Source organism: Tomitella fengzijianii (assembly GCF_007559025.1).
Lineage (GTDB): Bacteria > Actinomycetota > Actinomycetes > Mycobacteriales > Mycobacteriaceae > Tomitella > Tomitella fengzijianii.
Map to the genome: position 1 here is coordinate 1833498 of NZ_CP041765.1, position 11758 is coordinate 1845255.

The 11758-nt window shown below is 69.8% G+C and carries 12 protein-coding genes; 1 reads left to right on the forward strand and 11 read right to left on the reverse strand.

Annotated elements, in window-relative coordinates; translation table 11 throughout:
- Nucleotides 1–80: 80 nt before the first annotated feature.
- The 3 genes from gndA to FO059_RS08325 form a co-directional block, all read right to left on the reverse strand.
- Nucleotides 81–1583: an NADP-dependent phosphogluconate dehydrogenase gene (gene gndA, locus FO059_RS08315; RefSeq protein ID WP_143907899.1), complete on the reverse strand. Its 1503-nt coding sequence runs from the start codon at nt 1581–1583 to the stop codon at nt 81–83.
- Nucleotides 1584–1744: 161 nt separating this feature from the next.
- The gene (locus FO059_RS08320) at nt 1745–2707 is read right to left on the reverse strand and encodes a M56 family metallopeptidase (protein WP_143907901.1); all 963 of its coding nucleotides are present in this window, start codon (nt 2705–2707) and stop codon (nt 1745–1747) included.
- Between the two features lie 23 nt (nt 2708–2730).
- On the reverse strand, nt 2731–3123 hold the full coding sequence (locus tag FO059_RS08325) for a BlaI/MecI/CopY family transcriptional regulator (RefSeq protein WP_143907903.1): 393 nt from the start codon (nt 3121–3123) through the stop codon (nt 2731–2733).
- 273 nt (nt 3124–3396) lie between these two features.
- Between FO059_RS08325 and FO059_RS08330 the strand changes: the two genes are divergently transcribed.
- A complete protein-coding gene (locus FO059_RS08330; protein ID WP_143910580.1) occupies nt 3397–3789 on the forward strand; it encodes a PaaI family thioesterase in 393 nt (130 codons plus the stop codon).
- Nucleotides 3790–3900: 111 nt separating this feature from the next.
- Here FO059_RS08330 and FO059_RS08335 read toward each other — a convergent pair whose 3' ends face one another.
- The 8 genes from FO059_RS08335 to FO059_RS08370 all read right to left on the reverse strand — a co-directional run bounded on the left by FO059_RS08335 (nt 3901) and on the right by FO059_RS08370 (nt 11002).
- Nucleotides 3901–5376: an NAD(P)/FAD-dependent oxidoreductase gene (locus FO059_RS08335; protein ID WP_143907905.1), complete on the reverse strand. Its 1476-nt coding sequence runs from the start codon at nt 5374–5376 to the stop codon at nt 3901–3903.
- Nucleotides 5377–5554: 178 nt separating this feature from the next.
- Nucleotides 5555–6106 (reverse strand): Clp protease N-terminal domain-containing protein, encoded by a 552-nt coding sequence (locus FO059_RS08340; protein ID WP_143907907.1) that lies wholly within the window; start codon nt 6104–6106, stop codon nt 5555–5557.
- Between the two features lie 58 nt (nt 6107–6164).
- Entirely contained in the window at nt 6165–7700 is a 1536-nt protein-coding gene (locus FO059_RS08345) for a polyamine aminopropyltransferase (protein ID WP_143910581.1), read from the reverse strand.
- Nucleotides 7701–7806: 106 nt separating this feature from the next.
- A complete protein-coding gene (locus FO059_RS08350) occupies nt 7807–8262 on the reverse strand; it encodes a DUF350 domain-containing protein (protein WP_143907909.1) in 456 nt (151 codons plus the stop codon).
- 91 nt (nt 8263–8353) lie between these two features.
- The gene (locus FO059_RS08355; RefSeq protein WP_143907911.1) at nt 8354–8782 is read right to left on the reverse strand and encodes a DUF4247 domain-containing protein; all 429 of its coding nucleotides are present in this window, start codon (nt 8780–8782) and stop codon (nt 8354–8356) included.
- Nucleotides 8779–9282, reverse strand: coding sequence for a DUF2617 family protein (locus tag FO059_RS08360; protein ID WP_143907913.1), 504 nt, complete (start codon nt 9280–9282; stop codon nt 8779–8781). Before FO059_RS08360 ends, FO059_RS08355 begins: the two co-directional genes overlap by 4 nt.
- 9 nt (nt 9283–9291) lie before the next feature.
- Nucleotides 9292–9918, reverse strand: a complete 627-nt coding sequence (locus tag FO059_RS08365) for a DUF4178 domain-containing protein (RefSeq protein ID WP_143907915.1) — start codon at nt 9916–9918, stop codon at nt 9292–9294.
- 112 nt (nt 9919–10030) lie between these two features.
- Nucleotides 10031–11002, reverse strand: coding sequence for an alpha/beta fold hydrolase (locus FO059_RS08370; protein WP_168226596.1), 972 nt, complete (start codon nt 11000–11002; stop codon nt 10031–10033).
- Nucleotides 11003–11758: the final 756 nt, after the last annotated feature.

Below are 11758 nucleotides of genomic sequence, written 5' to 3' on the forward strand. Positions count from 1 at the left end.
CACCCTACGCACGACGGCGGCCCCGCGCCGAGGAGTCTCCCTCGGCCGCAGGGCCGCCGGTACCTGTAGCGCAGGGGCGGTCAGGCCTCGATCTCGGCGCCGCCCTCGCTCCACAGGATGTGGAACTTCTTGCCTTCGGGCGCGTCGACGCGTTCGTAGGTGTGGGCGCCGAAGTAGTCGCGCTGCCCCTGGGTCAGGGCGGCCGGGAGCCGTTCGGCACGCAGTCCGTCGTAGTACGCGAGCGAAGACGAGAAGCCCGGCGTGGGCACCCCGAGCCGCACGGCGGCCGCGACCACGCGCCGCCAGCTGTCCAGGCCCTCCTCGATGGCGCTGCGGAAGAACGGATCCAGGACCAGGCTGGGCAGCTCGGGGTTCGAGGTGTACGCCTCGCGGATGCGGTCCAGGAACCGGGCGCGGATGATGCAGCCGCCACGCCAGATGGTGGCCAGGTCGACGGGCTTGACGCCCCAGCCGTGCTCGTCGCTGCCGGCCTTGATCTCGTCGAAGCCCTGCGCGTAGGCGATCACCTTGGAGGCGTAGAGCGCGCGGCGGATGTCCTCGATGAACTCGGTCTCGCTGTGGCCGCCCAGGGCCTCCGCCACGGTGGGCAGGGTGCCGCCGGCGAGTCCCTTGGTGGCGGCACGCTGGGTGCGGGCGCCGGAGAGAGCGCGGGCGAACACGGCCTCGGCGATCCCGGTGACGGGCACACCCAGGTCGAGCGCGGCCTTGACGGTCCAGCGGCCGGTGCCCTTCTGCTCGGCCGCGTCGACGATGACGTCCACCAGCGGGCCGCCCGTCTGGGGATCGGACTTGTCGAGCACTTCGGCGGTGATCTCCACCAGGTAGCTCTCAAGCTCGGTGCCGTTCCAGTCGCGGAACACCTCGGCGATGCGGCCGGCGTCGAAACCGAGCACGCGGCGCATGAGGTCGTAAGCCTCGCCGATCAGCTGCATGTCCGAGTACTCGATCCCGTTGTGCACCATCTTGACGAAGTGGCCGGAACCGTCGGGGCCGATGTGGGTGCAGCACGGTGTCCCGTCGACCTGGGCGGCGATCGACTCGAGCAGCGGGCCCAGCGACTTGTAGGACTCGACCGAACCGCCGGGCATGATCGACGGCCCCTCGAGCGCGCCAACCTCGCCGCCGGACACGCCTGCACCGACGAAGTGGAGTCCGCGCTCGCGCAGCGCGTGCTCGCGGCGGATCGTGTCGGTGAACAGTGCGTTGCCGCCGTCGATGATGATGTCGCCCGGCTCCATAGCTGCGGCGAGCTGCTCGATCACCTGGTCGGTGGGCTGGCCGGCCTTGACCATGATCAGCGCGCGGCGCGGCTTCTGCAGGGCGGCGACGAACTCTTCGATCGACTCGGTGCGGACGAAGTCGCCCTCGTCGCCGTGCTCGGCGATGAGGCGGTCGGTCTTGTCTGCGTGCCGGTTGTGCAGCGCCACCGTGTGGCCGTGCCGTGCGAGGTTGCGGGCTAGGTTCGAGCCCATCACCGCGAGGCCGGTCACGCCGATCTGGGCGCGGCCGACGCCGGCCGCGTCGGTGGAGTCTGCCGGAGAATTCGCCGTAGGAGAGGTCATGGATGCCAGTTTTCCTTGTTGACGTCGGGAGTCCAAACACGATCCCGGCGATTCGACGCGGACACGACGGCGACTTGAGGCGACCGGGAGCGTGACGCTGCGGACAACGCTACCCCCGCGGCTCTCGCGCCGGGCCCGCCGTGCGCGTGTTCGGCCGCGGGTCAGCGCAGCGGCGAAAGGGGGCCCATGAGCTTGTGCAGCTCGGTGAGCCAGGGGACCGCCACGGCCAGTGTCGGCACCACCAGGACCACCGCCGCGGCGGCGTACGCCAGCGCGGCGAGGCGATGGTCGTTCTCGCGGTGCAGACGGGTGACGCGGACCAGCGTGCCGGGTCCGCCGAGCGCCAGGGCGCCGGCGGGCGCCTCGGAGCCGGCGCAGGCGACCAGGGCCCGCGCGAGCGGCGTGGGGCCGGCCGTGCGGCGTGCCGAGTCGTCCGCCAGCATCTCGACGAGCAGCTGGACGGAGTCCAGCGCCGATCCGCTGCGCACGAAGCGGGGGAAGGCCGCGTAGACGGCGGTGAACGCTTCCAGGACCAGGTCATGCCGCGCACGCAGGTGCGCGCGTTCGTGGTTGAGGACGGCCCGGATCTCGACGTCGTCCAAAGTGTCCAGCACGCCCTCGGACATGACGATCCGCCGGCGCAGCCCGGGCAGGCAGTACGCCAACGGGCGGGGACTGCTGAGTACGCGCAGGGCCGACGAGGACGGCCGATGCGCCCGATCCGGCGAGCAGTCGAGCAGGTCCACCAGCATCCGGTGACGCGCGCGCCGTCTGCGGGTGTGGAAGCCGACCCTGGCGACCGCGAAGATCAGGCGGGCGCCGATGATGAGCGTCGCGGCGAGCACCACGACGTACAACGCCCACAGCGGCCAGCCGAGGGCGTCGATCTCGTCGAGGGGAGCGGTGGTGGGGCGACCGTCCGGGCCCGGCACCAGCAGGCGGCTCGCGATGGCGATGCCGGCGCTGAACGCGGAGAGGACGGCGGCCAGCGCCACGGCCTGCCAGAGCACGAGGGCGGCGCGCGGAGCCCTGTGGGGCCAGGTGGCCCTGCTCAGTAGAGCGGGAATCGGGCCGGCCAAGGCGAGGGCCAGGATCCCGAAGATCAGCGCGGACACGGGGTTCATAGTGCCTCAGCAGAGCATCAGGCTCAAGGGCGTGTCCGGCCGCGGTCCTCCGCGGTCTCGAGCGCGTCGAGGGCCTCGCGCAGCGCGTGCGCCTCGTCGGGGGTCACCTGCTGGACGAAGTGCACGAGCGCGCCGACGCGTTCGCCGGTCTCGGTGCCGTTGGAGAGCGCGTCGACCATGAGCCCGGCGACCAGCTCGTCGCGGCTGTGCACCGGCGCGTAGCGGTGCGCGCGGTCGCTGCGGTGCTGGGTGACGAGGCCCTTCTTGGCCAGACGCTGGAGGACGGTCATGACGGTGGTGTATGCGAGGTCGCGGTGGGAGGCGAGGCCCGCGTGCACCTGGCGGACGGTCTGCGGCTCGTCTGCAGCCCACAGCTGATCCATCACTGCCTTTTCAAGCTCTCCGAGTCCGGCCATGGCAAAAGTCTAACCATGTATCCGACATGGCGTGGTACTACCCGTCGTCGTATGGGCGCCGCGACTCCGCGCCGCGCCCGGCGGACGCTCTGCGGACCGGCGGTGTGGAAGTATTGGCGGGGGCCGGGACACCGGCCGCTCCGGGGAGCCGGGACCGGCCCGCGCGAGCGACGACGAGCGGATGGAGCGGCTGTGTCCCACGGAACCACGACGGCGGCGGAATCGGCCGAAGCGGCGGAGCGCCGCGGCCCGACCCTCGAAGATGTGCAGGCCATGGCTGGCGTGGGGTTTCACAAGGCGTTCGGCTTGCGATTCCTGGAGGCCTCCGGCGACCGCATCCGGGTCGAGTGGGACGCCGCCCCGGAATTGCACCAGCCGTACGGCATCGTGCACGGCGGCGTGTACTGCTCGGTGATCGAGTCGATCGCCAGCCTCGGCGCCGCGTTGTGGCTGGGGGAGCGCGGCAACGTCGTGGGTGTGAACAACAACACGAACTTCCTGCGCGCCGTGCGCACGGGCCGGCTCGAGGCGGTGGCCGAACCGCAGCACCGCGGCCGCCTGCAGCAGCTGTGGCGGGTGGCGATCACCGACGAGGACGGCCGGATGGTCGCCGAAGGCCAGGTGCGGTTGCAGAACGTGGAGAACGCCGAGCGCCTGGCTAACTGAGCGCGCACTGACGGCCCGCGGCTCGAGGTCCCCGGCCCCCGGTCTCCGGCCCGTGGTCTCCGGCCCGTGGGTCCTCGGTCCGCATGGTCCGTGTCCGCTGATGCGGAGCCCTCAGCCGGCGGCTTCGGCGGGGCCGCCCTGGGCGTCGTCCGCGGGGCCATGTGTCCCGTTGTGGGCGCGTTCGAGCGCGAGGACCCGCTCCGCCTCCTCCTGCGCGAGCTTCTTCGCCGCGTCCACGTCGAGGACCGCGTACTTGCCGTTGCCCAGCTGACCCAGAGCGGAACGTGCGAGAACCTGCTGCACGGTGATGGTCATCTGGCCTCGGCTGCGGCCGAAGAACGTGGTGGCCCACGACATCAGCGTCGTCAACCGGCTCTTGAAGCCCACCAGGTACATCAGGTGGATGACCAGCCAGATGATCCACGCGAGGAACCCGGTGAGCTCGAGCCGGCCCACCTTGGCGACGGCGCTGAACCGCGAGATCGTGGCCATGCTGCCCTTGTCCCAGTACTTGAACGGCTTGCGCTCGTGGTGCGGGCGACCGCCGGCCTCCGCCGCGATGTTCTTGGCCACATAGGTGCCGCCCTGCATGGCCACCTGCGCGAGGCCCGGCAGGTTGTCGAGCGTCATCATGTCGCCGATGACGAACACATTCGGGTGCCCCGGAAGGCTCAGGTCCGGGTTGACGTGGACTCTGCCGGCCCGGTCGAGTTCGGCCTGCGACTGTTCGGCGAGCAGGCCGCCGAGCCGACTCGCCTGCACTCCCGCCGACCACACCTTGCACTGGCAGCGGATGAGCTTCTCGCTGCCGTCCTTCTTCTTGATCGTGATTCCGTCGCGGTCGACGTCGGTGACCATGGCCCCGGTATGGATCTCCACTCCCAGCTTGGTCAACCGCTTGGCGGTGCTGGCGCTGAGCTTGCCGCCGTACACGGGCAGCACGTCGTCCGCTCCGTCGAGCAGGATGATCCGCGCGTCGTGCGGGTCGATGTTGCGGAAGCTGCCGTGGAGCGTGCGGTGGGCGAGTTCCGCGATCTGCCCCACCAGCTCGACGCCGGTGGGGCCGGCGCCGACGACGACGAACGTCATCAGCCGCTCGCGTTCGTAGTCGTCCGTGCAGATCTCCGCCTGCTCGAAGGAGCCGAGGATCCGCCCGCGCAGTTCCAGCGCGTCGTCGATGGTCTTCATTCCCGGTGCGTACTCGGCGAAATGGTCGTTGCCGAAGTACGACTGCTTGGCGCCGGCGGCGACGATGAGGCTGTCGAACGGTGTGACCCGGGTGATGGCCATCGCCTCGGAGGTGACCGTCCGGGCCTCGAGGTCGATGTCGGTGACCGACCCCAGCAGGACCTCCGCGTTGTCCTGCTTGCGCAGCACCAGGCGGGTGGACGGGGCGATCTCGCCTTCGGAGAGGATCCCCGTGGCCACCTGGTAGAGCAGCGGCTGGAATAGGTGGTGTGTGGTCTTGGCGATCATGGTGACGTCGACGTCGGCACGCTTGAGTGCCTGTGTGCTGAACAGCCCGCCGAAGCCGGATCCGATGACCACCACGCGGTGGCGCTGGGGCGTTCCGGTCTCGCTGGTCATGACGCACTCCTCAGGCGGATCCATCTGGTCCGTGGACGGCAGGACACTGACAACCTTAGTGATCCAGCGAACACTCGGCGCGCCAGGCCGCGAATCCGGTGGGGCGTGGCGCCGTATACGCCCAGGGAACCGGGCGGTGCGGTCCACGGACGCGGCCGGCGCGCAAAGCCACGCAGTCTCAGGCGAACTCGGGGCCGGTGTCCCGCGGCGCCGGCGGATGCGCGGAGTATGCGCCGTAGATGAATCCGGCGGCGGCGGGCAGGTCCAGGCCCAGTGCGGTCAGTTCGTCCGCGAGCGCGTGCGGTGCGGTGAGTGCGATCAGCAGGTGGCCGGTGCCGACGGCGGCGTGTCCGCGGCGTGCCGCGTCCGATCGGGCGGCGGCGAGGACCGCGTCGATGGCGGGCAGGGGGCCATCGGTGCGCGCGGGGGCGTCCGCCGGCGGCAGGGTGAGCGCGGCGATGCGCATCCGAGCCCGCCCCAGGCGCACGCCCTGATCGGTCAACGCGCGGGTGGCCGTGGATCCCGTCTCCGCGAGGAGGGCCAGCATCAGGTGCGCGGCGTTGACGGATTCGTGGCGGTCGGGCGACGTGGGCGCCTGCCGCGTAGACGGGCGGGACACCGCCTGAGCGGCGACGAGGGCGTCGTGCGTGCCCTGGGTGTAGGGCATCGCGGGCCCGGCATGCTGCGCGCCGTCGGAGTGCTCGATGAGTGTCGGCCGGTGATCGGTCACAATCCCAGCCTATCCGCGCCCACCCTCCCGCGCGTGTATGCGCGGCCCCTGGCGCCGATCAGCGATAGCCGTGGCGCATGTCCTCGACGATGCGCGGGTGGGCGAGGGTCGACGGCTCCAAGACCCGTGGCCCCATGTCGTCGGGGAAGACGACCGCGGCGTCGAGCACCTGTTGGTCGAGGAACCGGAGGCCCGGCAATCCGGGGGGCAGCGTCGCGGCGGGGGGAGTGTCGCCATGGGCGGCGAGGGTGAATCCCCAGCCGCCGAACGTGGGGACGTAGATGTGGTACGGGGTGACCGCGAGCCCGGCCGCCTGCACGGAGGAGACCGTGCGCCAGTAGGCGTCGGTGGTGAAGTAGGGGCTTCCCGATTGCACCACCATGCGGCCGTCGGGGGCCAGCACGCGGGCGGCGAGGCCGTAGAACTCCGTGGAGTAGAGCCGTCCCAGCTGCGGGGTGTCCGGGTCGGGGAGGTCGATGAGCACCGCGTCGAACCCGCCGTCGGGGATTGCGGGATGGTCCTGGCGCAGCCACGCCATCGCATCATCGACGATCACGTGCACCCTGGGGTCCGCGAGGGAATCCTTGTTGATGCCGCTGAGCATGGTGCGGGCCAGCTCCAGCACCTCGGGGTCCAATTCCACCTGGACTATGTGCTCCACCGAGGGCACGCGCAGCAGCTCGCGCGCGGCCAGGCCGTCGCCGCCGCCGAGGATCAGCACCGAGCGGGTGTCCGCTTGCAGCGCGGGGTACACCAGGCTTTCGGTGTAGCGGTATTCATCGCGGGTGGAGAACTGCAGACCCCCGTCCAGGTACAGCCGGGTGTCGCTTCCGCGCTGTGTCACCACGATTTCCTGATAGTCGGAGCGTTCGTAGGCGATGATCGGATCCGCGTAGAGGGCCTGGCGTGCGGTGGTCTCGATGTTCCGGGAGCCGACGAGCAGGGTGATGAGCACGGCCGCGGCCGCGGCGAGCAGCATCAGCGAGAACACCAGCGCCCGCCTGGAGAGCAGGTGCCGCAGCAGGAACAGCGCGAGTATCGCCGCCGCACCCAGATTGATCATCCCGGTGACGGCCGCGCCGCGGAGCATCCCGAGCGCCGGCAGCAGCAGGAACGGCCACGCGAGTCCGCCGAGCAGCGCGCCGAGGTAGTCGGCCGCGTTGAGGTTGGCCAGCACCCGGCCGGAGTCGGTCGCCTCGGCCGTGCGGCCCTGCTGCAGCAGGGTCATCAGCAGGGGGACCTCGGCGCCGACGAGGGATCCGATGAGTGCGGTCGCCAGCACCAGCACCCACACCGACGAGCCGATGTAGGCGAAGGTCAGATACAACGCGGTGGCGGAGAGGCCGCCGACCAGCGCCAGCATGGTCTCGACCGTGACGAAGGTGACGGCCGCGCGGTGCAGGAGCGGCTTGACCAGCAGTGCGCCCGCGCCGAGCGCGGCCACGTAGCCCGCCACGATCAGCGAGGTCTCGACGATGCCGCCGCCGGCCAGGCTGGTCGACAGGGTGAGCAGGGCGAGTTCGTAGATCAGCCCGCAGGCGGCGCAGGCCGCCACGGAGGCGAGCAGCAGCGCGCGCCACCGGCGGCGCAGCACGAACGACGGCCGGCCGTCGTCGTGCGGGGTGCCGGAAGGACTCTCCGTGGCGGGGGAGTCGCCGGACGCGGCGTCGGTGGTCGTGCTCACGCGGTGTCTGTCCGGATCACGAGATGGCTGCGGCGTTCACGATCCCCACGGCGAACAGGGTCACCGCGACGGCGACGGCCGACGGATGCAGCGTGGGGGACTTGATGAGGTCGCGGGCCCGTCCCGGGGAGGCCACCTCCAGCACGATCAGCGTCGCCACCTGGAGCAGGACCCCGATCACGCCGTACACCACGGTGTCCAGCAGACCCTGGGCGAGGCCGCTCGAACTCGCGAAGATGCTCGAGGCGACGACGATGGCGAGCGCGAGGTGCATGCCCACCGCCACGGCGACCGCGTTGGGCCGATGCTCCTGGAATACCTGCCTTCGCAGATTGCCCGGTGTCAGAATGTCGATGAGGACGAATCCCAGTCCCAGGATCGCGACGCCGATGGCGAAGTACAGAACGATCGCGACCGCGTTCTGTGCGAGGTTGCTGCCGTGGATCGTTCCGAATTCGACGGCCAGATTCATGAGGTGCTCCTCGCGGTGGTCGTGACGGTGGTCGTGGGATTCCGGCGTGAAGACGGGCGTGGCGTTGTGCGCGGCGACAGGATGATTCGGGTCATTTGGTTCCTCCCGGGCCGCCGCCGCTGCCCCCGGCGCCCCCGGACGGTGCGCCGGGGAAGAAGCCGGGGCCGAGGAAGACGAATGCGCCACCGCGGTAGCCCGCGTTGAGGCCTTCGACGTGGACCACGCAGGGCTCGCCGCCGAGCGGGCCGACGGTCACGATGTCGTCGTCGTATCGCAGATACTCGGTGCCGCGGTCCGCTTGGCGTGCCTGAGGGGACTTGTATGCGGCGAGGTCGTCGGCCACCTGTGCGGGGTCGCCGGTGCATCGGTAGTTCTTCCCGCCCGCGGCGAGCTCCACGCGCTGGTAGGTGTCGTCGATGTGCGACGTGATGTTCTTGGCCACGACGACCGCGAGCAGCAGGCACACGACGCCGCCGAACGCGAGGAGACCTGCTATCAGGTAGTGGCGCCGCGGCGTCATTCTCTCCACCGGCTTTCGGTGCGGACCACTGTGCCGCGATCGACGCCGGGGTAGAGATGCCAGGTGCGCCAGCTCCAGCCATCGCGTTCCGGACTCGCAGCGAGGCTGGTCAGCGCGGACGTGTCACCGGGGAAGCGGCCGGTGATCCAGCGGGCGTCGGCCTCCGACCGCGCCTGCAGCAGGCCGGCTACTCGCGCGATCCCCGCGCGGCTCAGCTGCCGAGTCTGCGCGTCGAGCCGATAACCCCGGTCTTCGAAGCTGCGGGGGAGCGGAGTGCGCAGGGGGGCGGTATTGCACGAGATCTGCTCGGTGAAGTGCTGCACGCCCGAGCCGACGCTGACGACGTGCGAGGCGCCGAGCACGCCGAGGGTCACGGTGCCGCCGTTCGGATGCGTCAGCACGAGCTCGGCCAGGGCCGGGGGAGCCGGGCGGCCGAGGATCAGGTTCAACTCGTCAGCCTCGACATCGATGGCCGGCACGGTGAGGACGTGGAATGTCACAGGGTGTGCTCAGGATCCCGCCGGCGGGGCCGGGTACACGGTGAGTTCGCCGGGCAGCAGCGTCCTGCCGACGGAGACCTCCCAGACCTGGCCGGGCGCCCAACGCTCGAAGCCCAGCAGGCTGTTGCCGTCGGCCGACACGAAGTCCACGTAGTCCATCTCGCCGCCGGAGGGGAGCCCGGTGTTGCCCTCTGTGGTGTAGGAGGCGCGGCCGCGTTCGTCCTCGGTGTAGTCGATGCCCTCCATCTGGACGGTGCCCTGGGGTGCGGTGGACGGACCGGGACGCTTGTGCCAGAGCGCCATTTCCAGTGTGCCGTCGTCCTCTTCGACGCTGAGCCACTTGGGCTCGCCCTCGCTGGCCAGCAGGTGCTCCCACCAGACGAACGGTCCTTCACGCAGCGTGAGCGTTCCACGGACGACGTAGTCGACACCGAAGTAGGACACGATGGCGCCGGGGCCGAGGGAACGCGGGCCGAAGGTCGAGGTGGGCGACGTGGCCGAACCCAGGGGATCGGTCCGCTGCGACGGGGGCCGTTGCGCGGCCTCGGCCTGTCGCTTGGCGCGGAATCCCAGGTATGCGATCACACCTGCTGCGATGATCAGGATGATCGCGATGAGGATGAGGAATGAGGACAAGTGGTGCCTCTCGTCGCCAGGACAGGGAGCCGGTGGAACGACTGTAGCAAGGCGGACAGGCGTGATGCAGTGCTGGTGCGGTCGCCTCCAATGCGCAGACGGTTCGGGTGCTCTACCTGGGAGTCATTCCCTGGGCGCCGGTCATTGGATCCGTGGGCACGCAACGAGGCGCACGGGTGGACCTCGGATCCAACGCGCCCAACACGAGATCCACCACGCGGGGATCCGACGGCATGGTCATGTGACCGCTTCGGCTGAGGTCGCAGCCGTCTTGCACGATGACGTCCTCACCGCCGTCCACTCCCGCGAACCCGATCGCCGGCGGGAACACCTCGTCAAATTCCGAGGCGATCGTGCGGTAGCGCACCCCTTCCAGGTACGGCGTTCCGCCCGCCCACACGGCATCGATCAACGGCGATGGCCGCACCAGGTCGATGCCGCTTCGGATCGGCCCTGCGGCAATCACGTCCTTCAATCGCCCCGACTTCTCGAGTGGGCGCAGCGCCGGCCAGTTCGAGACCGTCGATGTGCCTGGCCGCATCCAGTATCCGGCGATGAACACCACCGTGCCGATGTCGCCGGGGCGGAGCGCCTTGGCGACGTATGCCCCTACCGGTGCGCCGAGCGAATGACCGACGAGGTCTACCTGTTCGGCGCCGGTGCGTGCCCGTACTTCGTCAACATATGCTGCGACCTCGTCGGCTGCATCGCCGACGACCTTGCGTACCCCGCCGACACCGGGCGCCTCCGGGTACGCCCCGTATGTCGGAGCGAACACGCAGTATCCCTCCGCAGCGAGCGCGGGGGCGAGTGTGCTCCACGTATTGAGTCCGTTCATTCCGGTCCCGTGGAGGAGCATCACCGGCCGGGGCTTGTCCTCCGTCGGGCGGCACTGCTCGTCGGTTCCAGGCACAGGCGAGCCGGGGCGCTCGATCGCGTGACGGACACCCGCCCATGGGGAATAGTCGACTCCGTCGGAGCCGTAGTTCAGCCCGACGGAGTCCGCCGACGATTCCGCCGGCGATGCAGCCAGCCCAATGACAAGGGCCGCGGCCAGGGCGCCAGCGGCACGCATGATGCTCATTCGGTCATTAGCCCATGTCCCATTGCCATCGGAAGGTCCTTTTGCTGAAACAAGCGGCGTTGTGCTGGGATCGCGCTCTGCGAGCCGAGGCGCTGGCGGGTGCGACGCGCGAGAGGGGGCTCGGGACAGTGGGGGTGACCCCTCTGAAGCAGCACGTCGGTTCCAAAATGACATAATGTAGATTATCGGCGTTTCGTTGACTTGGGTGGATAGGGGTCGCGCCGTGTGAACGCGCCCGATGTTGCTGGCTGTGACGACCATGCGGTCGATACCGCATTGCGGGCCGTGCCGCGGTGCGCGCGGGTGTCGCCGCTGCCGCATGTGCTGCGGTGCGTGACGCTGCAGCAGCGTCACGCACCTTCGGGATCCGCCGGCGCGAAGCATGTCAGTGCGCTCGGTCGGCTGACTCTGTGCACCAGGCAGGCCGCAGGTTTCGATTCGGCGGCCGACCCCGGACTCCTCGCCTGCTTCCCCCCCGCTGCTTCTCAAAACGTCACTGTGACGAAAGGAAGTGTGGGGCTTTGTTTTGCGTGTGTCCGCCCGATGCCGCTTGCAACACCCGACGTGTTCAGTTCGCGATCGGCGTCACCGCAACACGCTTGCGCGCGCTGCGATCAAGGCGAGTAGCCGGTCGCGAGTCTGTCGGTCTTCTGCCGAGTAGAGCCTGGACCTCAGAAGTTCTTTCTGGTCACGGAAATGCTCGTCACCTACCGCGTAGAAGCCATGCGGTTCGACAGCGCACATCATGTCGGAATC

Coding starts and splice junctions, on each gene's coding strand:
- gndA (WP_143907899.1), bottom strand. CDS start 1,583: ATGACCTCTCCTACGGCGAATTCTCCGGCAGACTCCACCGACGCGGCC.
- FO059_RS08320 (WP_143907901.1), bottom strand. CDS start 2,707: ATGAACCCCGTGTCCGCGCTGATCTTCGGGATCCTGGCCCTCGCCTTG.
- FO059_RS08325 (WP_143907903.1), bottom strand. CDS start 3,123: ATGGCCGGACTCGGAGAGCTTGAAAAGGCAGTGATGGATCAGCTGTGG.
- FO059_RS08330 (WP_143910580.1), top strand. CDS start 3,397: ATGGCTGGCGTGGGGTTTCACAAGGCGTTCGGCTTGCGATTCCTGGAG.
- FO059_RS08335 (WP_143907905.1), bottom strand. CDS start 5,376: ATGACCAGCGAGACCGGAACGCCCCAGCGCCACCGCGTGGTGGTCATC.
- FO059_RS08350 (WP_143907909.1), bottom strand. CDS start 8,262: ATGAATCTGGCCGTCGAATTCGGAACGATCCACGGCAGCAACCTCGCA.
- FO059_RS08355 (WP_143907911.1), bottom strand. CDS start 8,782: ATGACGCCGCGGCGCCACTACCTGATAGCAGGTCTCCTCGCGTTCGGC.
- FO059_RS08370 (WP_168226596.1), bottom strand. CDS start 11,002: ATGAGCATCATGCGTGCCGCTGGCGCCCTGGCCGCGGCCCTTGTCATT.